Source organism: Enterobacter sp. JH25 (genome assembly GCF_021725435.1).
Classification (GTDB): domain Bacteria; phylum Pseudomonadota; class Gammaproteobacteria; order Enterobacterales; family Enterobacteriaceae; genus Enterobacter; species Enterobacter intestinihominis.
Genome location: NZ_CP091319.1, coordinates 789,481 through 811,321 on the forward strand (window position 1 = coordinate 789,481; position 21,841 = coordinate 811,321).

The 21,841-nt window shown below is 52.3% G+C and carries 20 protein-coding genes; 8 read left to right on the forward strand and 12 right to left on the reverse strand.

Going from position 1 to position 21,841, the window contains the following annotated elements:
* Positions 1–132: 132 nt before the first annotated feature.
* Together acnB and yacL are read left to right on the forward strand one after the other, a co-directional pair.
* Positions 133–2,730, forward strand: coding sequence for a bifunctional aconitate hydratase 2/2-methylisocitrate dehydratase (acnB, locus tag L2Y28_RS03755; protein ID WP_022647068.1), 2,598 nt, complete (start codon positions 133–135; stop codon positions 2,728–2,730).
* Between the two features lie 183 nt (positions 2,731–2,913).
* The gene (gene yacL, locus L2Y28_RS03760; protein ID WP_022647069.1) at positions 2,914–3,276 is read left to right on the forward strand and encodes a protein YacL; all 363 of its coding nucleotides are present in this window, start codon (positions 2,914–2,916) and stop codon (positions 3,274–3,276) included.
* A 31-nt stretch (positions 3,277–3,307) separates the two neighbouring features.
* Here yacL and speD read toward each other — a convergent pair whose 3' ends face one another.
* The 3 genes from speD to L2Y28_RS03775 all read right to left on the reverse strand — a co-directional run bounded on the left by speD (position 3,308) and on the right by L2Y28_RS03775 (position 5,421).
* On the reverse strand, positions 3,308–4,102 hold the full coding sequence (gene speD / locus L2Y28_RS03765; protein ID WP_022647070.1) for an adenosylmethionine decarboxylase: 795 nt from the start codon (positions 4,100–4,102) through the stop codon (positions 3,308–3,310).
* Complete coding sequence (gene speE, locus L2Y28_RS03770) at positions 4,103–4,972, reverse strand: polyamine aminopropyltransferase (protein ID WP_022647071.1); 870 nt, start codon at positions 4,970–4,972, stop codon at positions 4,103–4,105.
* Positions 4,973–5,073: 101 nt separating this feature from the next.
* Positions 5,074–5,421, reverse strand: a complete 348-nt coding sequence (locus tag L2Y28_RS03775; RefSeq protein ID WP_003856306.1) for a YacC family pilotin-like protein — start codon at positions 5,419–5,421, stop codon at positions 5,074–5,076.
* A gap of 145 nt (positions 5,422–5,566) precedes the next feature.
* On the opposite strand from L2Y28_RS03775, the gene cueO reads away from it, so the two are divergent.
* Entirely contained in the window at positions 5,567–7,126 is a 1,560-nt protein-coding gene (cueO, locus tag L2Y28_RS03780) for a multicopper oxidase CueO (protein ID WP_032623368.1), read from the forward strand.
* Between the two features lie 86 nt (positions 7,127–7,212).
* Here the strand turns inward: cueO and L2Y28_RS03785 are convergent, their stop codons facing one another.
* A complete protein-coding gene (locus L2Y28_RS03785) occupies positions 7,213–9,603 on the reverse strand; it encodes a glucose/quinate/shikimate family membrane-bound PQQ-dependent dehydrogenase (RefSeq protein ID WP_022647073.1) in 2,391 nt (796 codons plus the stop codon).
* Positions 9,604–9,809: 206 nt separating this feature from the next.
* Here L2Y28_RS03785 and hpt point away from each other — a divergent pair, with 206 nt between their 5' ends.
* Complete coding sequence (hpt, locus tag L2Y28_RS03790; protein WP_003856303.1) at positions 9,810–10,346, forward strand: hypoxanthine phosphoribosyltransferase; 537 nt, start codon at positions 9,810–9,812, stop codon at positions 10,344–10,346.
* Positions 10,347–10,410: 64 nt separating this feature from the next.
* Here the strand turns inward: hpt and can are convergent, their stop codons facing one another.
* The gene (can, locus tag L2Y28_RS03795; protein ID WP_003856301.1) at positions 10,411–11,073 is read right to left on the reverse strand and encodes a carbonate dehydratase; all 663 of its coding nucleotides are present in this window, start codon (positions 11,071–11,073) and stop codon (positions 10,411–10,413) included.
* 107 nt (positions 11,074–11,180) lie between these two features.
* Between can and L2Y28_RS03800 the strand changes: the two genes are divergently transcribed.
* From L2Y28_RS03800 to L2Y28_RS03815, 4 genes are all read left to right on the forward strand, one after another.
* Positions 11,181–12,107, forward strand: coding sequence for an ABC transporter ATP-binding protein (locus tag L2Y28_RS03800; RefSeq protein WP_003856300.1), 927 nt, complete (start codon positions 11,181–11,183; stop codon positions 12,105–12,107).
* Entirely contained in the window at positions 12,104–12,874 is a 771-nt protein-coding gene (locus L2Y28_RS03805) for an ABC transporter permease (protein ID WP_022647074.1), read from the forward strand. The genes L2Y28_RS03800 and L2Y28_RS03805 overlap by 4 nt, the downstream gene beginning before the upstream one ends.
* Positions 12,875–12,979: 105 nt before the next feature.
* Positions 12,980–13,420 carry a PTS sugar transporter subunit IIA gene (locus L2Y28_RS03810; RefSeq protein ID WP_022647075.1) on the forward strand — a complete coding sequence of 147 codons (441 nt, stop codon included), beginning with the start codon at positions 12,980–12,982 and terminating at the stop codon, positions 13,418–13,420.
* A 63-nt stretch (positions 13,421–13,483) separates the two neighbouring features.
* Entirely contained in the window at positions 13,484–14,731 is a 1,248-nt protein-coding gene (locus L2Y28_RS03815) for a polysaccharide deacetylase family protein (RefSeq protein ID WP_032621335.1), read from the forward strand.
* 3 nt (positions 14,732–14,734) lie between these two features.
* Here L2Y28_RS03815 and L2Y28_RS03820 read toward each other — a convergent pair whose 3' ends face one another.
* The 7 genes from L2Y28_RS03820 to L2Y28_RS03850 all read right to left on the reverse strand — a co-directional run bounded on the left by L2Y28_RS03820 (position 14,735) and on the right by L2Y28_RS03850 (position 21,772).
* Positions 14,735–15,820 carry a fimbrial protein gene (locus L2Y28_RS03820; protein ID WP_050483641.1) on the reverse strand — a complete coding sequence of 362 codons (1,086 nt, stop codon included), beginning with the start codon at positions 15,818–15,820 and terminating at the stop codon, positions 14,735–14,737.
* A 20-nt stretch (positions 15,821–15,840) separates the two neighbouring features.
* Positions 15,841–16,443, reverse strand: a complete 603-nt coding sequence (locus L2Y28_RS03825; RefSeq protein ID WP_022647078.1) for a fimbrial-like protein — start codon at positions 16,441–16,443, stop codon at positions 15,841–15,843.
* 14 nt (positions 16,444–16,457) lie between these two features.
* The gene (locus L2Y28_RS03830) at positions 16,458–17,021 is read right to left on the reverse strand and encodes a hypothetical protein (RefSeq protein ID WP_022647079.1); all 564 of its coding nucleotides are present in this window, start codon (positions 17,019–17,021) and stop codon (positions 16,458–16,460) included.
* A 26-nt stretch (positions 17,022–17,047) separates the two neighbouring features.
* On the reverse strand, positions 17,048–17,617 hold the full coding sequence (locus L2Y28_RS03835) for a fimbrial protein (RefSeq protein WP_032621761.1): 570 nt from the start codon (positions 17,615–17,617) through the stop codon (positions 17,048–17,050).
* A gap of 38 nt (positions 17,618–17,655) precedes the next feature.
* Positions 17,656–20,250, reverse strand: coding sequence for an outer membrane usher protein (locus L2Y28_RS03840; protein ID WP_022647081.1), 2,595 nt, complete (start codon positions 20,248–20,250; stop codon positions 17,656–17,658).
* A gap of 81 nt (positions 20,251–20,331) precedes the next feature.
* The gene (locus L2Y28_RS03845) at positions 20,332–21,075 is read right to left on the reverse strand and encodes a fimbrial chaperone (protein ID WP_022647082.1); all 744 of its coding nucleotides are present in this window, start codon (positions 21,073–21,075) and stop codon (positions 20,332–20,334) included.
* A gap of 85 nt (positions 21,076–21,160) precedes the next feature.
* On the reverse strand, positions 21,161–21,772 hold the full coding sequence (locus L2Y28_RS03850) for a fimbrial protein (RefSeq protein WP_022647083.1): 612 nt from the start codon (positions 21,770–21,772) through the stop codon (positions 21,161–21,163).
* Positions 21,773–21,841 lie beyond the last annotated feature (69 nt).

Genomic DNA, 21,841 nt, shown 5'->3' on the forward strand with positions numbered 1-21,841 from the left:
AGATTAACACTGTGCAGAAATCCTGCTATGCTGCCCGACGCGGTATCGGGCATTTACCCTACAAACTGCTGTCTCACAGGAGCGTGAAGAGAACGCCCGCCGCATATGACAATGAGAGCGAGGAGAACCGTCGTGCTAGAAGAATACCGTAAGCACGTAGCAGAACGTGCCGCCGAGGGAATTGTACCCAAACCTTTAGATGCAACCCAAATGGCCGCGCTCGTCGAGCTGCTGAAGAACCCGCCTGAGGGCGAAGAAGAATTCCTGTTAGATCTGCTGATCAACCGCGTACCGCCTGGCGTAGATGAAGCTGCCTACGTAAAAGCCGGATTCCTTGCTGCTATCGCCAAAGGCGAAGCCACCTCCCCACTGGTTACTCCTGAAAAAGCCATTGAACTGCTCGGCACCATGCAGGGCGGCTATAACATTCATCCGCTGATTGACGCGCTGGACAACGAAAAGCTGGCACCGATTGCTGCCAAAGCGCTCTCTTCAACGCTGCTGATGTTCGATAACTTCTACGATGTAGAAGAAAAAGCCAAAGCAGGCAACGTTTACGCGAAGCAGGTGATGCAGTCCTGGGCCGATGCCGAATGGTTCCTGAACCGTCCTGCGCTTGCTGAAAAAATTACCGTGACCGTCTTTAAGGTTACCGGTGAAACCAACACCGATGACCTCTCTCCGGCTCCGGACGCGTGGTCTCGTCCTGATATCCCCCTGCACGCCCTGGCGATGCTGAAAAACGCCCGTGAAGGCATCGAGCCGGATCAGCCGGGTAGCGTTGGCCCGATTAAACAGATCGAAGCGCTTCAGGAGAAAGGTTTCCCGCTGGCCTACGTCGGTGATGTGGTTGGTACCGGTTCTTCCCGTAAATCCGCCACCAACTCCGTGCTGTGGTTCATGGGCGACGACATTCCGCACGTGCCGAACAAGCGCGGCGGCGGCCTGTGCCTCGGCGGCAAAATTGCGCCAATCTTCTTCAACACCATGGAAGATGCGGGCGCTCTGCCAATTGAAGTGGACGTGAGCAACCTGAACATGGGCGACGTGATTGACGTTTACCCGTATAAAGGCGAAGTGCGCAACCACGAAACCAACGAACTGTTGGCAAGCTTCGAGCTGAAAACCGACGTGCTGATCGACGAAGTGCGTGCCGGTGGCCGTATTCCGCTGATCATTGGCCGTGGCCTGACCACCAAAGCGCGTGAAGCGCTGGGTCTGCCGCACAGTGACGTGTTCCGTCAGGCGAAAGACGTGGCGGAAAGCAATCGCGGCTTCTCACTGGCACAGAAAATGGTCGGTCGCGCCTGCGGCGTCGCTGGTATCCGTCCTGGCGCGTACTGCGAGCCAAAAATGACCTCCGTGGGCTCTCAGGACACCACCGGTCCAATGACCCGTGATGAACTGAAAGACCTGGCGTGCCTGGGCTTCTCGTCTGACCTGGTGATGCAGTCCTTCTGCCACACTGCGGCATATCCGAAGCCGGTTGACGTCACTACGCACCACACGCTGCCTGACTTCATTATGAACCGTGGCGGTGTCTCCCTGCGTCCGGGCGACGGCGTTATCCACTCCTGGCTGAACCGCATGCTGCTGCCGGATACCGTGGGTACCGGCGGTGACTCCCATACCCGTTTCCCGATTGGTATCTCCTTCCCTGCGGGCTCCGGTCTGGTGGCGTTTGCCGCAGCGACCGGCGTGATGCCTCTCGACATGCCTGAATCCGTGCTGGTGCGCTTCAAAGGCAAAATGCAGCCGGGCATCACTCTGCGCGATCTGGTGCACGCAATCCCGCTGTATGCCATCAAACAGGGTCTGCTGACCGTTGAGAAGAAGGGCAAGAAAAACATCTTCTCTGGCCGCATTCTGGAAATTGAAGGTCTGCCGGATCTGAAAGTTGAGCAGGCGTTCGAGCTGACCGATGCCTCTGCCGAGCGTTCTGCGGCGGGCTGTACCATCAAGCTGAACAAAGAGCCGATTATTGAGTATCTGACCTCCAACATCGTGCTGCTCAAGTGGATGATTGCGGAAGGCTACGGCGACCGCCGTACGCTGGAGCGTCGTATTCAGGGCATGGAAAAATGGCTGGCGGATCCGCAGCTGCTGGAAGCTGACGCTGACGCAGAGTACGCGGCGGTGATCGACATCGATCTGGCGGATATCAAAGAGCCAATCCTGTGTGCGCCAAACGATCCGGACGATGCGCGTCTGCTCTCTGACGTACAGGGCGATAAGATCGACGAAGTGTTCATCGGCTCTTGTATGACCAACATCGGCCACTTCCGTGCTGCCGGTAAGCTGCTGGATACTCACAAAGGCCAGCTGCCGACCCGTCTGTGGGTGGCGCCGCCAACCCGTATGGATGCGGCGCAGCTGACCGAAGAGGGCTACTACAGCGTGTTCGGTAAGAGCGGGGCGCGTATTGAAATTCCGGGCTGCTCCCTGTGCATGGGCAACCAGGCGCGCGTGGCCGACGGTGCGACAGTGGTTTCCACCTCCACCCGTAACTTCCCGAACCGTTTGGGTACCGGGGCGAACGTCTACCTGGCTTCTGCGGAGCTGGCAGCGGTTGCGGCGCTGATTGGCAAACTGCCAACGCCGGAAGAGTACCAGACCTTTGTGGCTCAGGTAGATAAGACGGCGGTGGATACCTATCGCTATCTGAACTTCGACCAGCTCTCTCAGTACACCGAGAAGGCTGACGGGGTGATCTTCCAGACGGCAGTATAAACACCAACCCCTCACCCCTAACCCCCCTCCCCAAAGGGGCGAGGGGGATTTTATTCCCTCTCCCTTTGGGAGAGGGCCAGGGTGAGGGGTATTTTTTTTATTTTCATTCCTCCCACCTCTCCCGCTTTTTTTCTTCCTCTCTGCTGCGATAATTACCCTAATGGCTTTGCAGAGGAAAACGCTATGGATTACGAATTTTTGCGCGACATCACCGGCGTGGTGAAAGTGCGAATGTCGATGGGGCACGAAGCCGTTGGACACTGGTTTAACGAAGAGGTGAAAGAGAACCTCGCGCTGCTGGATGAAGTCGAACAGGCAGCGGAAACGGTGAAAGGCAGTGAACGCTCCTGGCAACGCGCCGGGCACGAATACACCCTGTGGATGGATGGCGAAGAGGTGATGGTGCGTGCCAACCAGCTTGAGTTCTCGGGTGATGAGATGGAAGAGGGGATGAGCTACTACGACGAAGAAAGCCTGTCGCTGTGCGGTGTGGAAGATTTCCTGAAAGTGGTGAACGCCTACCGCGACTTTATGAAACAGAAGTAACTCCCCGAAGCGTCCCTGCTTCGGGCCACGATTACACGGTCGGAATGTTACGGCCGTAGTAAATTTCGCGCATCTCTTTCCAGAGCAGGTCAGTAATGACCTTACGCTCTTCTTCGCTTAAATCTTCCGGCTTCGTGTGGAACATGTAGTGCTTAAGGTCGAATTCCTTAAGTAACATTTTGGTGTGGAAGATATTCTCCTGATAGACGTTCACATCCATCATGTCGTATAGCGACTTCATGTCGTCGGACATGAAGTTCTGAATGGAGTTGATCTCATGATCGATGAAGTGCTTCATGCCGTTGATATCACGGGTAAAACCGCGTACGCGATAATCAATAGTGACGATATCGGATTCCAGCTGGTGGATTAAATAATTCAACGCATTCAGCGGTGAAATCACGCCGCAGGTCGACACCTCGATATCCGCGCGGAAGGTACACAGTCCGCCTTCCGGGTGGCTTTCCGGGTAGGTGTGCACGCAGATATGGCTTTTATCCAGGTGGGCGACAACCACTTCTGGCAGTGGGCCGGGGTGCTCGGTTTTGTCGATAAGCTGCGGGTCAACCGGCTCTTCACTGACCAGAATGGTGACGCTTGCTCCCTGCGGCTCGTAATCCTGGCGCGCGATATTCAGGATGTTGGCGCCGATAATCGAGCAGGTCTCTGTCAGGATCTCGGTCAGACGGTTGGCGTTGTAGAGTTCATCGATATAGGCGATATAACCATCGCGCTCTTCTGCTGTTTTGGCGTAGCAGATATCGTAAATACAAAAACTCAGGCTTTTGGTCAGATTGTTAAAGCCATGCAGTTTAAGTTTTTTCAATTAGTTCACCTCCTTTGAGGACAGCGCGTCTTGCAGATATTGAGGCAACGCAAAGGCTGCGGTGTGGATCGCCGGGTTGTAGTATCGGCATTTAAGTCCGGCCTGGTGGAAGCGGGCCTGGATAATTTCGGTGGAGAGATGGCGCAGGACGTCGTTATCCGTCGCCCAGGCAAAGGTCATGATCCCGCCGTAGTAAGTGGGGATCGCCGCCTGGTAGAAGCTGACGTCAGCAAAATAGGTGCTCAGCTTACGGTGGCTATCAAGCGCTTCATCCTGTTGCAGGAAGCAAACGCCGTTTTGCGCCACAAAAATCCCGCCAGGCTTCAGGCAGCGCTTGCAGCCTTCGTAAAACGACGAGGTAAACAGCGACGCGCCGGGGCCGATAGGGTCGGTACAGTCAGAGATAATGACATCAAACGTTTGCGTGGTCTGGTTAACAAAATTGACGCCATCGTCGATAACCAGATTAAACCGCGGATCGTCATAGCTGCCAGCATTGTGGTTGGGCAGATACTGGCGGCAGAACGACACCACACCGGCGTCGATTTCCACCATGGTGATGGTTTCGACATTCTGATGGCGAGAGACTTCACGCAGCATCGCGCCGTCGCCGCCGCCGATAATCAGCACGTCCTTCGCGTGGCCGTGGGCCAGCAGCGGGACGTGGGTCATCATTTCGTGATAGATAAACTCGTCGCGCTCGGTGGTTTGCACCACGCCGTCCAGCGCCATCACGCGGCCAAAGGCGGCGTTTTCGAAGATTATCAGATCCTGATGATCGGTTTTCTCATGATAGAGCACGTTATCCACGGCAAAATACTGACCAAACTGGTCATGCAGCGTTTCTTGCCATACCGTTTTTTCGGTCATGGGGAGCACCTCCTTCGTTAGCATCCATTACATCCGGCAGATGGGCGCAACACAACACCGCCGTGAAGCGGTTAGCGGGTCAACAAGGGGCGTCGGGAAGGTTACTTCACGTAGGCGAGCAGGCTGAGTGAATCGCGAGCCAGCGCTTTGCATTTTTTAGCAGTGGGAATGCCAATACCGCTTAAATCACGGTAGCTGTCTTCACCGAGCGCCTTCATGTCGAAGCTGTCGTAGTTGCTGAGGTCCCATTGGTTCTGCTGGGCAAAAAAGACCAGTGCGCGACGAATTTGCCCATTGGGTAAATTCTGGTAACCACAATCGTTTTTCAGAAAAACAAAAACTGCCGTCAGATCGGCCATATCTTCCGCTTCGTTTTCACTTAGCGCGTAACTGTTCGCACACATCGCCATCAGGCTGGCGAACAAAATTGTTCTGAAAAACGTCTTCATTGCCTTTACCACTGCATCACGGAAAATTAACGTTAGCATACTTGATGCCAGGCCGACGATCTTTATTATTGCCGCCGTGCTTGACCTTCCGGTAAGGGGAGGGTTTATGCTCAAAAGATCGCCTGCTGGAAATAAGGAAATGCACATGCAACGTCGTGATTTTTTAAAATTTTCTGCCGCGCTGGGGGTTGCCAGCGCGTTACCTCTCTGGAGCCGCGCCGTTTTTGCCGCCGACAGACCTGCTTTACCCATACCTGAATTACTCGCCGCAGATGCCCGCAGCCGCATTCAGCTTGTGGTGCAGGCCGGTAAAACCACGTTCGGTCAGCACGCCGCCACGACGTGGGGTTATAACGGCAATTTGCTCGGCCCTGCGTTGCAGTTACGCAAAGGGAAGGCGGTGACGGTAGACATTCATAACACGTTAGCGCAAGAGACCACGCTGCACTGGCATGGGCTGGAAGTCCCGGGCGAAGTGGATGGGGGGCCTCAGGGCGTCATCAGGCCTGGTGGTAAACGCAGCGTCACCTTTACTCCTGACCAGCGTGCGGCGACCTGCTGGTTCCACCCGCATCAGCATGGCAAAACGGGCCATCAGGTGGCGATGGGGCTGGCCGGTCTGGTGCTGATTGAAGACGATGAAAGCCGCCTGCTGCGCCTGCCAAAACAGTGGGGGATCGACGATGTCCCGGTGATTGTGCAGGACAAAAAATTCAGCGCTGACGGGCAAATTGACTATCAGCTGGACGTAATGAGCGCGGCGGTAGGCTGGTTTGGCGATACGCTGCTGACCAACGGCGCAATCTACCCGCAGCATGCCGCGCCAAAAGGCTGGCTGCGTTTACGCCTGCTAAATGGCTGTAACGCCCGCTCGCTGAACTTCGCCACCAGCGATAAACGCCCGCTGTATGTGGTGGCAAGCGACGGCGGCCTGCTGCCGGAACCGGTGAAGGTGAGCGAGCTGCCGATGCTGATGGGCGAGCGCTTCGAGGTGCTGGTGGATATCAGCGATGGCAAAGCGTTTGACCTGGTGACCCTGCCGGTCAGCCAGATGGGGATGGCCGTTGCGCCGTTTGATAAACCCCATCCGGTCCTGCGCATTCAGCCGCTACAGATCGCCGCTTCCGGTACGCTGCCGGACGCCCTCACCACGCTATCCGCACTCCCGTCGCTGGACGGGCTTACGCAGCGTAAACTTCAGCTCTCCATGGACCCGATGCTCGACATGATGGGCATGCAGGCGCTGATGAAGAAGTACGGCAATCAGGCCATGGCGGGAATGCACCACGGCCAGATGATGGGCCATATGAATATGGACCACGGTAAAATGGGCGGCATGGATCACGGCGGCCATGGTTTCGATTTCCACAACGCCAACCGCATCAACGGCAAAGCGTTCGATATGAACACGCCCATGTTCGCCGCCACGAAAGGGCAGTTTGAACGCTGGGTGATTTCAGGCGAAGGCGACATGATGCTGCACCCGTTCCATATCCACGGCACGCAGTTCCGTATTCTCTCTGAGAACGGTAAAGCGCCGGACGCGCATCGCCGGGGCTGGAAAGATACGGTGAGGGTGGAAGGCGGTGTCAGCGAGGTGCTGGTGAAGTTCGACCACGAAGCGCCGAAAGAGTTTGCCTATATGGCCCACTGCCATCTGCTGGAGCATGAAGATACGGGGATGATGCTGGGCTTTACCGTATAAAAAAAGCCGGGTGGCGGCTTCGCCTTACCCGGCCTACATAGGACACCCGAAAGCCCGGTATGCGTTAGCGCCACCGGGCTTTTTCATTACTTAGCGTCGTCAGGCAGTGCATACGCGACAATATAGTCGCCCATCTTCGTGCCAAACGAACCGTGACCACCTGCGGAGATGACAACGTACTGTTTGCCATTCACTTCATAGGTCATCGGCGTTGCCTGTCCACCGGCTGGCAGACGGCCTTGCCACAGTTTTTCACCGTTGGTCATGTTGTACGCGCGCAGGTAGTTATCTGCGGTTGCCGCGATGAACAGCACGTTACCGGCGGTGGAGATTGGGCCACCCAGCATTGGCATACCCATATTGAACGGCACTGGAACAGGCATCGGGAACGGCATGCTGTCCTGTGGCGTACCAATACGTTTCTTCCAGACGATCTTGTTGGTCTTCAGATCCAGACCGGAGATGTAACCCCAGGCAGGCTGTTTACACGGCAGACCGAACGGAGAAAGGAACGGATTCAGGGTCACACCATAAGGAACGCCATACTGCGGCTGGATACCGGCTTCGGTACCGCTGCCTTTCGCATCTTTAGGCTGCTCCATTGGGTTACCCGGACCGCGTGGGATCAGACGGGAAACGAACGGCAGCGCCATTGGGTTAGCGATGGCGACCTGACGGTTAGGGTCAACGGAGATCCCACCCCACTCGAACATCCCCAGGTTACCCGGGAAGACCAGCGTGCCCTGCTCTGACGGCGGCGTGAAGATGCCTTCATAGCGCAGCTGGTGGAACATCACGCGGCATACCAGCTGGTCAAACATCGTGGCACCCCACATGTCTGCACCGCTGAGGTCTTTCTCCGGACGGAAACTCAGATCAGAGAACGGCTGCGTTTTGGTGACGTAGTCGCCTTTGGCCGCACCCTGCGGAACCGGTTTTTCCGGCGCAGGAACAACCAGCTTACCGTTGCTGCGATCCAGCACGAAGATGTTGCCGGTTTTGGCCGGGGCGTAAATCACCGGAACGGTTTTACCGTTAACGGTAATGTCCGCCAGCGTCGGCTGGGACGGCATATCCATATCCCACAGATCGTGGTGAACGGTCTGGTAGCTCCATGCCAGTTTACCGGTCGTTGCGTTCAGCGCCACGATGGAGCTGGCGTAACGTTCCTGCTCCGGCGTACGGTTACCACCCCAGATATCCGGCGTGGTCACGCCCATCGGCAGGTAAACCAGGTCCAGCTTCGCGTCATACGCTGCCGGTGCCCAGGAGTTCGGTGAGTTAAAGGTAAAGGTGTGTTCATCCGATGGGATCGCGTTGGGATCTTTCGCGCCCGGGTCGAAGGCCCACAGCAGTTTACCGGTGTTCACGTCGAAACCACGGATAACGCCGGAGGTTTCGCGGGTAGAGAAGTTATCCGTTACCGAACCGGCAATCACGATGGTTTTATCGGTAATGATTGGCGGGGAGGTCGGCTCATACAGACCCGGCGTAGTGTCCGGCATGTTGGTCTGAAGATTCAGAATGCCTTTGTTAGCGAAGGTTTCGCACAGCTTACCGGTCTCAGCGTTGATGGCAAACAGGCGGCCATCGTTCACCGGCAGCATAATGCGGCGAGGACAGTCGGCAATGACTTCCGGGCTGGCATTATCAGCGCGCGCTTCGTGGTAAGAGACGCCGCGGCAGGTGATGTGCTGGAACGACGGGTTGGAGTTCAGCTGTGGATCAAAGTGCCATTTCTCTTTACCGGTGGCCGCGTCGAGCGCGAACAGACGCTGGTGCGCCGTACACAGGTAGAGCATGTTGCCCACTTTAATCGGGGTCACTTCGTTGGTCAGCTCACCCGGATCGTTTGGCATTTTCAGGTCGCCGGTACGGAATACCCAGGCTTCCTTCAGGTTTTTCACGTTGTCCGCGTTGATTTGCTTCAGCGGGGAGTAACGTTGACCTTCCTGATTTCGACCATAGGCTGGCCAGTCGACGTCAGCCACCTGCGAAATAGCCGCAGCCGGTGTGGATTCAGTGTTCAGCGTACCGTGGATCTCCTGCGGGTCGTTGAATCCGGCCCAGGTCAGGATGCCGCCACTAATCAGCAGGGCAACGACCAGACCGGCTACAGCACCACTGGAAGGGACGATCAGACGACGCCAGACAAACGGCAGGATCAGCCAGATACCGAAGAAGACCAGAATGTCGCTGCGCGGCGTCAACGCCCAGAAGTCGAACCCGACTTCCCAGACGCCCCAGATCATGGTTGCGAGCAGTAACGCTGCGTACAGCCACAGAGCAGATTGTTTTCTGCGTAAAAGCAGGACGGTTACGCCAACCATAACCAGACCCGCAATCGGGTAGTACCAGGAGCCGCCAATCGCGACCAGCCATACGCCACCGATTAACAAATACAGCGCGCAGAATGCGGCAAACGCGGCTGTTAATGTCACCAGTAGACGCGGCTGTTTAGTTTTTGTTTCAGCCATAGAAAAGTACTCGTCAGTTTTGTTAATTATTTGCTAGCAATTAATTATAGGTATTAACAACTGTGATCGGAATCACAAATATTGCTTTTTATAACTCATGCGCCAGGCTTATCCATTTACTGGTATAATGGCTGGCTTGCGTATCGATGCCGGAACGAGAGTCATCCGCATTGAGAGATTTTCACTAAAATCATTTGGTTAGTAATATGAAACATACTGTTGAAGTGATGATCCCGGAAGCCGAGATCAAAGCGCGTATCGCCGAACTGGGTCGTCAAATCACCGAACATTACAAGGACAGCGGCAGCGAAATGGTGCTGGTCGGTCTGTTGCGTGGTTCTTTCATGTTCATGGCAGACCTGTGCCGTGAAGTGCAGGTGCCGCACGAGGTCGATTTTATGACCGCCTCCAGTTACGGCAGCGGCATGTCCACAACCCGTGATGTGAAAATCCTGAAAGATCTGGATGAAGATATTCGTGGCAAAGATGTGTTGATTGTTGAGGACATCATCGACTCCGGCAACACGCTCTCTAAAGTGCGTGAGATCCTGAGCCTGCGTGAACCAAAATCACTGGCGATTTGTACCCTGCTGGATAAGCCTGAGCGCCGTGAAGTGCAGGTGCCGGTGGAGTTCGTTGGTTTCTCCATCCCGGACGAATTCGTGGTGGGTTACGGCATTGATTACGCGCAGCGTTATCGCCATCTGCCCTATGTTGGGAAAGTAGTGATTCTGGACGAATAATTGCGGGCTGTTGCCCTCACCCCAGCCCTCTCCCACAGGGAGAGGGTGAAAACCCCCGGCTTTGTTATTTATGGTTCACATGCTTAAGCTTGAGGTTGGCAATTCCCGAGCGGTAACGCTGTTCCAGCGTTTCGCGGTTGGTGGCGGTCACTTCCAGATTGCGCAGCAGACCGTCGTGAATACCGTACGCCCAGCCGTGGATGGAGACCTTCTGCCCGCGTTTCCAGGCAGACTGCATAATCGTCGAGTGGCCCAGGTTATAGACCTGCTCCATTACGTTCAGCTCACACAGGGTGTCGAGACGGCGCTCCTGCGGCATTTCGCCCAGCAGTGAGCTATGTTTGAACCAGATATCACGAATGTGCAGCAGCCAGTTATCGATTAACCCCAGCTCTGTGTTTTCGACCGCCGCCTGCACGCCGCCGCAGCCGTAGTGGCCACAAATAATGATGTGCTCAACCTCAAGAACGTCAACGGCGTACTGCACAACCGAAAGGCAGTTGAGATCGGTATGAATAACCAGGTTAGCCACATTGCGGTGAACAAACAGTTCGCCAGGTTCAAGACCCGTCAGACGTTCGGCGGGGACACGGCTGTCAGAACATCCAATCCAGAGAAAGCGCGGGTTCTGCGCTTGCGCGAGTTTTCCAAAAAATCCGGGGTCTTCCTCCACCAGCATTTTTGACCATAGTGCATTGTTGCTGATGAGTGTATCTATGTCGTTCATGGAGGTTAGCGACCTGTAACCAAGTGATTGCGTTGCGCTACTATAGGGTAACCCGACTTTTAATGAAACCACACAACGTGTGTCAGAACTTAAGGTAAGTTGAATTCATGGCGATTGCACTGGAGCTTGAACAGCTCAAAAAAACCTACCCGGGGGGCGTTCAGGCGCTGCGCGGGATAGATCTTAAAGTCGAAGCGGGAGATTTCTACGCGCTTCTGGGGCCGAACGGGGCGGGGAAATCCACCACCATCGGGATCATCAGCTCGCTGGTCAACAAAACCTCCGGCCGCGTCAGCGTGTTTGGCTACGATCTGCAAAAAGATGTGGTCAACGCCAAGCGTCAGCTGGGGCTGGTGCCGCAGGAGTTCAACTTCAACCCGTTTGAGACGGTACAGCAGATTGTGGTTAACCAGGCGGGTTATTATGGCGTTGAGCGCAAAGAGGCGCTTGAGCGCAGCGAAAAGTATCTGAAACAGCTCGACCTGTGGGAGAAGCGTAACGAACGCGCGCGGATGTTGTCCGGGGGGATGAAGCGCCGCCTGATGATTGCCCGCGCGCTGATGCACGAGCCAAAGCTGCTTATCCTTGATGAGCCTACTGCTGGCGTGGATATTGAACTGCGTCGCTCCATGTGGGGTTTCCTGAAAGATCTGAACGATAAAGGCACCACCATCATTCTGACCACGCACTATCTGGAAGAGGCGGAAATGCTGTGCCGCAATATCGGCATCATTCAGCACGGTGAGCTGGTGGAAAACACCTCGATGAAGAATCTACTCTCCAAGCTCAAATCAGAGACCTTTATCCTCGATCTGGCGGCGAAAAGCGCGCTGCCGAAACTGGAGGGTTACAACTATCGCCTGGTCGATACCTCGACGCTGGAGGTAGAAGTGCTGCGCGAGCAGGGTATCAACAGCGTGTTCTCACAGTTGAGTGCGCAGGGCATTCAGGTATTAAGCATGCGTAACAAAGCAAACCGACTGGAAGAGCTGTTTGTCTCTCTGGTGCACGACAAACAAGGAGACAAGGCATGACGCATCTTTACTGGGTCGCGCTGAAAAGCATCTGGGCAAAAGAGATTAACCGCTTTATGCGTATCTGGGTGCAAACCTTGGTGCCGCCGGTGATCACCATGACGCTCTACTTCATCATTTTCGGTAACCTGATTGGCTCCCGCATTGGTGAGATGCACGGTTTTACCTATATGCAGTTTATCGTGCCGGGCCTGATCATGATGGCGGTGATCACCAACGCTTACGCGAACGTAGCGTCGTCGTTCTTTAGCGCCAAGTTCCAGCGCAACATTGAAGAGCTGCTGGTGGCCCCGGTGCCAACGCATGTGATCATCGCCGGTTACGTGGGCGGCGGCGTAGCGCGCGGGCTGTGCGTGGGGATTCTGGTGACGGCGATTTCGTTGTTCTTCGTCCCGTTCCAGGTGCATTCGTGGCTTTTCGTGGCGCTCACATTATTGCTGACGGCGATCCTGTTCTCCCTCGCCGGGCTGCTGAACGCGGTGTTTGCTAAAACGTTTGATGACATCAGCCTGATCCCGACCTTCGTGCTGACGCCGCTGACCTATCTGGGCGGGGTGTTTTACTCCCTGACGCTGTTGCCGCCGTTCTGGCAGGCGCTGTCGCACCTGAACCCGATTGTCTACATGATCAGCGGCTTCCGCTTTGGCTTCCTCGGCATTGCCGATGTCCCGCTGTTCACCACCGTTGTGGTGCTGGTGGTGTTTATCGTGGCATTCTATCTGCTGTGCTGGTATCTGATCCAGCGCGGACGCGGGCTGCGTAGCTAACCTTCTGCCCGGCGACGTTCTGTTTGCCGGGCACTTTCTTTGACAGTTATCACCGTAAACTAACCTTCACCTGGATAAACTACTCGCCTGCTAAGGAGAGACGTTATGCTGGGATGGGTGATCACCTGCCACGATGAAGAGGCACAGGAAATGCTGCTTAAGCTGGAGGCCCGATTTGGCCCCCTGGCGCAATGTCGTGCGGTAAATTACTGGCGAGGGCTGAGCACCAATATGCTCAGCCGGATGATGTGTGACGCGCTGCATGAAACCGACACCGGCGATGGCGTGATTTTTCTCACTGACAGATCCGGCGCGGCGCCATACCGTGCGGCTGCCCTAATGAGCCATAAGCACGATAACTGTGAAGTAATCTCCGGTATCAGCCTGCCTTTACTCGAAGCGATGTATCCGCTGCGCGCAACGTTGAGCAGCGCTGAGTTTCGTCACGCCATTGTGGCGCAGGGCTCGCCGGGCGTGAGCAGCTTGTGGCACCAGCAGCAGAAGAACCCGCCTTTTGTTCTGCTTCACGATCTGTATAAGCATTAAACATTGGTATTGATGCCGCTTTTGTTACAATGGCGGCTGATTTTCTGTGTCGATTTATATTCCATGCTCAAGCGCGTTATCTTTGTCCTTCTGCTCGTGGTTTCCGGTGGTGCGTCTGCCAGCCTGACCAGCCAGCAAGGCCTTCCTGCTCAGTATATGCAAACCACCGAAGATGCGGCCATCTGGGCGCAGGTGGGAAATGCCGTTGTGAATGTGGGGAATGTCCGCGCCGGGCAGATCCTCGCTGTCTTTCCGGCCGCGGCGGATTACTATGAATTTCGTTTCGGATTCGGTACGGGGTTTATTGATAAAGACCACCTTGAAAAAGTTCAGGGCAAACAACGCGTTGAGGATAGTTTGGGTGACTTGAACAAGCCGCTCAGTAATCAAAACCTCATTACCTGGAAAGACACGCCGGTGTATAACGCCCCCAGCAGCGGAAGCGCGCCCTTTGGCACCTTAAGCGCTAATCTTCGCTATCCGATTCTGAATAAGCTGAAAGACCGCCTGAACCAGACCTGGTTCCAGATCCGTATCGGTAATCGTCTGGCATGGGTAAGCAGCCTGGATGCGCAGGAAGATAACGGGCTACCGGTTCTGACCTACCATCATATTTTGCGTGATGAAGAGAACACCCGTTTTCGACATACCTCCACGACGACCAGCGTACGTGCGTTTAATAATCAGATGGCCTGGTTACGCGATCAGGGCTATACCACGCTGACGATGTACCAGCTTGAAGGGTACGTACGTAACAAGATGAACCTGCCCGCGAAAGCGGTGGTGATCACTTTTGATGATGGCCTGAAATCGGTGAGCCGCTATGCGTATCCGGTGCTAAAAGAGTATGGCTTCAACGCGACGGCGTTTATAATTTCATCCCGAATCAAAGGCCACCCGCAGAAGTGGGATCCAAAATCGCTGCAGTTTATGAGCGTTCAGGAAATTAAGGGCATCCAGGATGTGTTCGACATTCAGTCTCACACTCATTTCCTGCATCGCGTGGATGGCTATAAACACCCCATCCTGTTGAGCCGTAGCTATCACGTGATCCTGTTTGATTTTGAACGCTCACGTCGTGCACTGGCTCAGTTCAACCCGCGCGTATTGTATGTGTCGTATCCATTTGGCGGCTATGACAATAAAGCGATAAAGGCAGCGAATGAGGCTGGTTTTCATATGGCAGTGACGACGATGAAGGGGAAGGTGAAGCCGGGGGATAATCCGTTCCTGTTGAAGCGTTTGTATATCTTAAGAACGGACTCACTGGAGACGATGTCGCGGCTGATCAGTAATCAGCCGCAGGGATAGCGGTTAATCGTATGAAAGGGTGAATACGCCGGTGGCTTTAAACGACCCCGGTTTCACTGTGTTTCCGTTTGCTACCAGTTGAGCAACATAATTAATTTGCTTGGATTCAGGGGTTTGGTAATCCGTTATGACATAGGATGAGTCAGGATTATTCGGCAGAAGTTGAGAGGTTCCGTTATACATGATTTTCACGCCTGCGCCTTCAGCTCCGGACGAAAGCGTATTACCAAGAAGATCATTATTTTTTCCGGTTAGCTTTGAGGTGGTGAGTTTGGTTGTGATATTTGCCACACCGGTACAATTGCTTAAGCTAATGGAAAAAGGGATATCCTTAACCCGATTGTTTTTAATGTCTGAAACATAATATTCTCCCAGGTTAACATTATTAGTACCATCCGATAGCATGGCCATGTCGCAGGTTGGAAGAACGATCGGGATCTGGAATGAGTCCTCGTTGACCACAAATGTCCATGGTCGGTTGTTAGTATCATCTGGATTACCAATAGCCATTTTACCCAGAGTGCCGGGTTTGGGTCTGATTGCGGTTTCTTTGTTCGGGTTGCCTCTGTAACCTTCATCAATATAAATTTGAACTGAGGTGTTTATCCATTTTCTATCCCAGGGGTCAGACTTACCTGAGGATGCAACGGTAGTCCAGCCAGTAGTATTCATAGCGAAGTAACCACCCATGCCTCCATCGCTTTCTGCGGTGTGCACCCTTACGGAATAATAAATCCCCGGAATATTTGTTTCAAACATAGCCCTGCCATAACTGCTCCCCATCAGCAAGGTCGGGTTTGTTTGTGACACGAGGTTAAAACCATCGTCCCCCATACCACATTCGGCCTGAATGCCTGGTGTCAGGTTAACGTTAAAAAGAGTACTGGCATAATTACCCGGAGGGGGAAGACGTACGGTGCCACCTGAGTAGTCAGAATTGATCAGCGTGGTTGTGCCGCCTTTTCCATTATTCATGCGGCACTCATCTGCCCAGCAGGAGTGGCTGAGGGTTAATAACGCGCTCGCCATGGCAAACGCCATTGTGCCTTTCACGTTGAAACCCTGTCTTATAAAGTTGAACATTCTCATCCTTTTTCCTGTTCTGATTATTATTCGTAAGTGACGTCAACCAATACTTTACTGGTAACGACACCACCAGCCACTACGCCAATATTTTGATATCGGGCATAGAACTGATAATCCGTTAAAAATGCAGTATCCTGACCGCTTACGTCATAAGTGATTTTTGACGTGCCGTCGTTGTTTAAAACATTCTTTTTATATTTTTCAGAGAAAACGACGACGCCGACATTTTTTGCCGCGCCTGCGGCGGTATCATCACTTTTGAAAACCTGATTTTGTCCTGGCCAGAAACCCGACTGCGGCGAAAAGCTAAAACTCAGCTTTTTAGCCGTACCGCTGTCTCCATAGCAATCATCTACATGGATCTTAAAAGGCGTACCGCCTGCATCATCGGTTGCAGTAAAACGATCGCTACCATCCGGGTTATAAAACCAACTGCGCATCGCATTGGGGAGATAAATTTCGCCGTCATTTTCCACGGTCATCTTACAGGTGCTATTAACAATGTTAGCGGTAATATTTACGTCTAATCCTGAGCTTGCCTGGCTTACGCCAGGCAAGATGCCACCAGCCAAGCCCATAAGCAACACAAGACCGGGCTGGTATAAAATAAACGGTGATTGTTGCATACTGGTTCCTGGTATTATGGATAAGCGATAGTAAACGTGACTGGCGCAGTAACCGCCCCCGCGCCTACATCAGCAATGGTTTGGCCTTGCCCGATAACGATACGGGAATTCATCGGGAATTCACCGGTACCATCAGTAATGGTGACATCCTTAGCAGCCGGAGGCGTGTTACAGCTCATAAGCTCGCCAGTATCGACAACACCCGACCAGATCTCAAAGCCCGTTGCTAAGCCGCCAGAGTAAGAATCACCCGTCTTGTTGACGCCACTGCATTCACCACCAGCGCCTTTCGCAGTGGACACCGTTGCCTTGGTTACTCCAGAACAGTTGGTGAAACTAATCTTGAGCGGCTCGACACGGGTTTTGTTCACCAGATCGGATTTGTATACGTCGCCGAACGCAATTTCAGTGGAGGCTGTTCCTGCATCGTTAAGTACTTTTGCGGTACATGTGCCTGATACAATTTTTGATTTAATCGTTAATTCGACACTAGGGGTGCCTGTAATAGCTGCGCTTGCCATTCCCGAGAACAGAAGAGCAGAAACGGACAGGGCGATAAAAGTAGAATTGAATTTCATAATGTTGCTCCGTTTTCCTGCACTAATCACTCGTAGCTAAATTCAAAGGTCGCCACGGCCTGAAAATCACCAATGGTCATGCTGTTTTCTTTTGTTTCACGTAAGGTGGCCACCAGAGCAACTTCCTTATTCTGGATTTCTGTCGGACTCCAGACCAGGCGCTCTGAATCCAGGGTTGAGTTAATGATAAAAGGAGTATTTGGTGCATCGGCTCTGGCGATTTCAGCCGCAGAGTAATCAGCGCCACCGTTAGCTTTTGCAATCTGGTTAACAAGGCCGCTAGCTAAATAACCTGATTTGGTTCCTTTTACGGTTGTTTTTAACGAGGTCAGCGACGCCGGGCATTCAACGAGCACAATTTTGAAATTGGCATTTGCCGTTCCGGCTTTGACATCATCTAAACGTACCTGACCGTTATTACCGATAGTCAGCGTTTGCTGCGTATCTGAACCCGTACCGCCGACCAGTTTCATATCGCAGGTGGTTTCGCGGATATTGGCAGTGAAGTTAACATTGAGATCGGCTGCCGCAGCAGAACCTGACATCGCTAACATTGCTAATGCGATTAATGAATAACCGCAATGATTTTTCTTCATATTATTTCCCATGGGTGTGATTCCCTGTTTTAACATCATTACATTTGGCACTGTTGATTACTCAGAATCGTGGTTAAGCCTGCTTTCTTCGCATTTTCAGGAATCTGATAATGCACCGTGCAAGAGCTGGATCCATCGCTTCCCCATACCACCCGGAGAGCGCCTTTGTCTTCCACACCGCGTACATAAGCTTGTCCTGCCTGGCCTACCGTTCCGATAGATTCGTTTTTCTCATTCAGAACGTCTGCACCTAACGGAATAAAGCCGTTATCAGAACGTTGTAATTCCAGAACAAGCGAACGACCTTCATCCGTTTCAAAATTCACTAATACAACGGAGCCATTGCGAGGTACGGCAACAGCGCTGGTATTTTTGATTTCAACGTCTGCTTCGAGAGTGCTGATATCGAGCGATACTCGGTTTTCTCTGTAGGCTGACATATACGGCATAATCCCGTACCCGGAGCTGTTAATGCGGCTTTGGCCGTAACCCAGCCGAGCACCCGTTGCGCCACTTGCTTTTACCAGCGCAAGTGAATCCGTTTCGCCGATACTGCCGGATGTAAATACAACGCCACCCGAGTGAACAACCATTCCGCCGTTATAACTCGCGGAATACTGTTTACTATTGTCATCGCCAAAGGACGCTGAGACACCGAGCGGCCCGTAAGGACTGTTCCATGAGCTATAGCCACTGACCTGGTTCAGGTTGCCGTAGTTGCCCCCGCTTGATGAGGCGCTAACGGAATAGCTCACTTCACTGTTTTTGGAGTTGCCGCTTGCCGTAGAGTTAAAACTGGTACCGCCTTTTAAATCAGTGCGCAGGCTCATGTTGACGTTATTAAATCCGCCTGACTGCGCGCTATCTTTATTGAATATGCTGAATGGAATACTGACGTTTAAATAAACGCTGTCATCCTTTTCCCCTGTTTCGTTGTACGTGCGTTGCACAGAAACGCTATAGCTACCGTAAGCAAAACTATTGTTGTAACCCACGCTGTAGTCGGAAGTGGAGCTAGAGTCATTCCAGTAATCCTGCCAGGTGCCGCTAATATAGAGTGAGCCGTATTCATCACCGTTAACATTCAATGGCTGATTCAGGCTGACCTGTATCTGGTTTTTGGTACGCTGATAATCAGCATAAAGCTCGGCATTGCTGTCATAAGATCGATTGCCATATTCCTCGTGATGAATACTGTCCTGCAATGAGGCGGCATCGTTAAGGCTGAGATAATCTTCTGTAGAGAAGCGATAAGCTGCCACGTTAAGAGATGTGTTAGTAGCTTCAAGCATTTTGCTGTAGGTCAGCCGATAACTTTGCCCTTTAAGCGTGTCCAGCCCGTCGATATCGGCATAGGACCCGGTAACATCTAATGCGAATGCACCAATACGGGTATTCATAGCCAGACCAAGCAGGCCGGCGTAGAAATCCATATCCGTATATTGCGCACCCACGTAACCGGTAAAGGTATTATTCAGACCATACGCGTAAGTTGCGTAGCCAACGTTTGGCTTATCGTGCAATGAATCATCATTCAGCTCACCTAAACCCACATCCCAGCGGCTGGAGCCTGGGCGGAGCATTTGTGTAACTGAGGAGAACGGAACGGTAAACGTCCGTTTACTTCCATCGGCTTCCTCTACAGTGACAATCAAATCATTGCCATAGCCTGTTGTACTGAGGTCATTGATCTCGAAAGCACCGGGTGGAACGGTGGTTTCATAAATTTTATTGCCGCTTTGCGTTACGCTAACTTTGGCGTTACTGTTTGCCACACCACGAATTACTGGCGCGTAGCCAGAGGTGCCTTCCGGGAGCATGCGGTCATCGTTATACATACGCGCACCACGCAGGCTCACCGAGTCAAAGACATCACCGCGTGTGTAGGAATCACCCATTACCATCTGTGCGTTAAGTGGTGTGATGTCTCGCTGGAGGTAGATATCCTGGCTGGAATAATGTGTGCCATTATCGCTGTCCCAGTTCAGACTGCCGCGAGAACGTAAACGCCACGGCCCCACGTTCAGGCCATAATGCAAGCCCGCATAAGCGGTATCTGAATTGGTGCCGTTTGACTCGCTGTGCCAGGTATTAAGATCGTATGAGAGTAATCCGGCCGGAACACCATTATCCCATAATGAAGGATCGACATACCCTGCTGGAAGCTTAAGCACGTAGATTTGCGGGAAATTAAGATCCATTTCCTGCTTGCTACTATCAAAATTTTCAGAAGCACCGGGATAATATTTTTTGATATCTACGCAAGACGTTTCGTCGTTTTTGACATCATCGCCTAATATGCTGGTATCAACGCCTGCCTGTGTCAGCGTGAGTTTAGTCAGACATGCTGAGGCACGTGGCGTTTTGTTATCAATGAATGTCATCTCGACCGTGGATTTTGAATTGCCATTCAAATTCACTTTTACACGGTAAGTACCTGGCAGAACTGGGTTGCCATAAGCATAACGATCGACATTGATACCTCCACCATTATCGATAAGGAACTGGTCATTAAATTCAATGGCCGATTCTGTTTCGGATGAGGTGTCTACAGCTTTTTTTTCAGTCTCGCTCGCATGCAGAGGAAATGCTGCACAGATTGCGAGACATAAAATTGATCGTTGAAATAGCATGCTTCATCCAGACAAGTCGTCGTATGAATGCTATGAATCATTCATACGTGTTATATTTATAATGTGGCGGTGGTGCGGTTATTAATTTACTTTGCTTTCAAAAGTATCAGAGCCGCCATTGTCATTAATGGTTTCGTAAGCAACAGTGCCGGTGGCAGTACTACCTAAACCTTTTACCTGCATAATTTGAGTACTAAACGGTAAAATAGATTTATGCTCAACCTGGTACTCTTTATTTGCTGATTTCAGCTTTACATTTGAAATAGAAACGTTGTAAGGGGAATCATTGTGTGCGATCAGGTTTAGCGTATTACCTTGTTTTTGTTGTGACCACGTTACTTTGGCTGCTGCATCTCCTGGCGTACCTTTCAGGCCGTCAGGTCGGAAAAAGAGTTTAATACGTGTGCGGAATGCCAGCTGGAGCTGGTTAGGATTTTCACCGTCTTTCACTTTTGACTTCGGTGGAATCTCGAGCACATTGAACCAGAATAGGGATTCGCGATCTTGCGGCAATGAACCACCCAGGTATGAGATCCGAACGGATTGACCTTTTTGCGGATCAATTCGGGATACTGGTGGAGTAATAATAAACGGTAGTTTTAATTCCTGTGGGTTGGTGTCATCGCGACCGTCATCGAGCCATGATTGAACTAATAGTGGCTTTTTGCCACGGTTGTCTAAAGAAACGATGACATCTTTTTGCGACTGCTGATAAACAATACGTGTTCCCGAAATAACGATATCTGCGCTTGCCTGGAATGACGCGACAGCAGCAGCTGTAAAGCAGGCAGCTTTAAATCCTTTATAAAATGATGTGCTTAACATTTTTCCACTTCCTGTTGGAATGATATCAATAGTCCCCTGACGTACGTCAGGGGATAATATGAGCATTTTATTTATGCGCTTAAAATTACTCGTAGATCATGGTGAATGCAGCTTGTGCCTGAACCACACCAGCTGACACTGGGTTGTTGGCCGCATCCCAGTTCTGACCCTGGGTATACGCTACACGGTAGTAAAGTGCGCCTGCGCCTGTGGTATCAATCGTTGCTTTCTGGGTATTGTTGGTCTGATCCAGTTTGATCTGATCGGTAGCGGAGTTGCCATCGTTTGACAGTACCAGATTGACGTTTTTAGCGGCGCCTTGAGTATTTGATGGTGGAACCAGCAGACCGCCGGAAGTTGAAGAAGAACCCGCCCAGGAATCAAACTGAGCAGATGCCTGGTTGACGGTAGCAGAATCACAACCTGTCAGGGTGAGGGAGAATTTCTTTTCTCCCAGGGTGCTGGTGGTACCCAGCGCATTAGCGAAGTCTTTTACAAACACGGTATCCAGGTTAACGTCAAAATCATTACCCTCCTGGTCAATCTTCTGATCCAGGGATACTTTACAGGTGTTATTAGAAACCATACCGTGGAAAGTAATAGTGCCTGTATCTGAAGGAATATCAGCTGCCATTGCAGAACCCGCACTCAGAACCATTGCTACTACAGTTGCCAGACCTAATTTATTAAAAGACATTTTTTATATCCATATTTAAATGCTAGAAAAGTGAACATAAGCAAGGCTTATGTTCGTTCCGAACAGATG

What these genes read in the sequence shown, in the direction of transcription:
- yacL (WP_022647069.1), top strand. Translation starts at nt 2,914, where the DNA reads ATGGATTACGAATTTTTGCGCGACATCACCGGCGTGGTGAAAGTGCGA.
- speE (WP_022647071.1), bottom strand. Translation starts at nt 4,972, where the DNA reads ATGACCGAAAAAACGGTATGGCAAGAAACGCTGCATGACCAGTTTGGT.
- L2Y28_RS03775 (WP_003856306.1), bottom strand. Translation starts at nt 5,421, where the DNA reads ATGAAGACGTTTTTCAGAACAATTTTGTTCGCCAGCCTGATGGCGATG.
- cueO (WP_032623368.1), top strand. Translation starts at nt 5,567, where the DNA reads ATGCAACGTCGTGATTTTTTAAAATTTTCTGCCGCGCTGGGGGTTGCC.
- L2Y28_RS03785 (WP_022647073.1), bottom strand. Translation starts at nt 9,603, where the DNA reads ATGGCTGAAACAAAAACTAAACAGCCGCGTCTACTGGTGACATTAACA.
- hpt (WP_003856303.1), top strand. Translation starts at nt 9,810, where the DNA reads ATGAAACATACTGTTGAAGTGATGATCCCGGAAGCCGAGATCAAAGCG.
- can (WP_003856301.1), bottom strand. Translation starts at nt 11,073, where the DNA reads ATGAACGACATAGATACACTCATCAGCAACAATGCACTATGGTCAAAA.
- L2Y28_RS03800 (WP_003856300.1), top strand. Translation starts at nt 11,181, where the DNA reads ATGGCGATTGCACTGGAGCTTGAACAGCTCAAAAAAACCTACCCGGGG.
- L2Y28_RS03805 (WP_022647074.1), top strand. Translation starts at nt 12,104, where the DNA reads ATGACGCATCTTTACTGGGTCGCGCTGAAAAGCATCTGGGCAAAAGAG.
- L2Y28_RS03810 (WP_022647075.1), top strand. Translation starts at nt 12,980, where the DNA reads ATGCTGGGATGGGTGATCACCTGCCACGATGAAGAGGCACAGGAAATG.
- L2Y28_RS03815 (WP_032621335.1), top strand. Translation starts at nt 13,484, where the DNA reads ATGCTCAAGCGCGTTATCTTTGTCCTTCTGCTCGTGGTTTCCGGTGGT.
- L2Y28_RS03820 (WP_050483641.1), bottom strand. Translation starts at nt 15,820, where the DNA reads ATGAGAATGTTCAACTTTATAAGACAGGGTTTCAACGTGAAAGGCACA.
- L2Y28_RS03825 (WP_022647078.1), bottom strand. Translation starts at nt 16,443, where the DNA reads ATGCAACAATCACCGTTTATTTTATACCAGCCCGGTCTTGTGTTGCTT.
- L2Y28_RS03830 (WP_022647079.1), bottom strand. Translation starts at nt 17,021, where the DNA reads ATGAAATTCAATTCTACTTTTATCGCCCTGTCCGTTTCTGCTCTTCTG.
- L2Y28_RS03835 (WP_032621761.1), bottom strand. Translation starts at nt 17,617, where the DNA reads ATGAAGAAAAATCATTGCGGTTATTCATTAATCGCATTAGCAATGTTA.
- L2Y28_RS03840 (WP_022647081.1), bottom strand. Translation starts at nt 20,250, where the DNA reads ATGCTATTTCAACGATCAATTTTATGTCTCGCAATCTGTGCAGCATTT.
- L2Y28_RS03845 (WP_022647082.1), bottom strand. Translation starts at nt 21,075, where the DNA reads ATGTTAAGCACATCATTTTATAAAGGATTTAAAGCTGCCTGCTTTACA.
- L2Y28_RS03850 (WP_022647083.1), bottom strand. Translation starts at nt 21,772, where the DNA reads ATGTCTTTTAATAAATTAGGTCTGGCAACTGTAGTAGCAATGGTTCTG.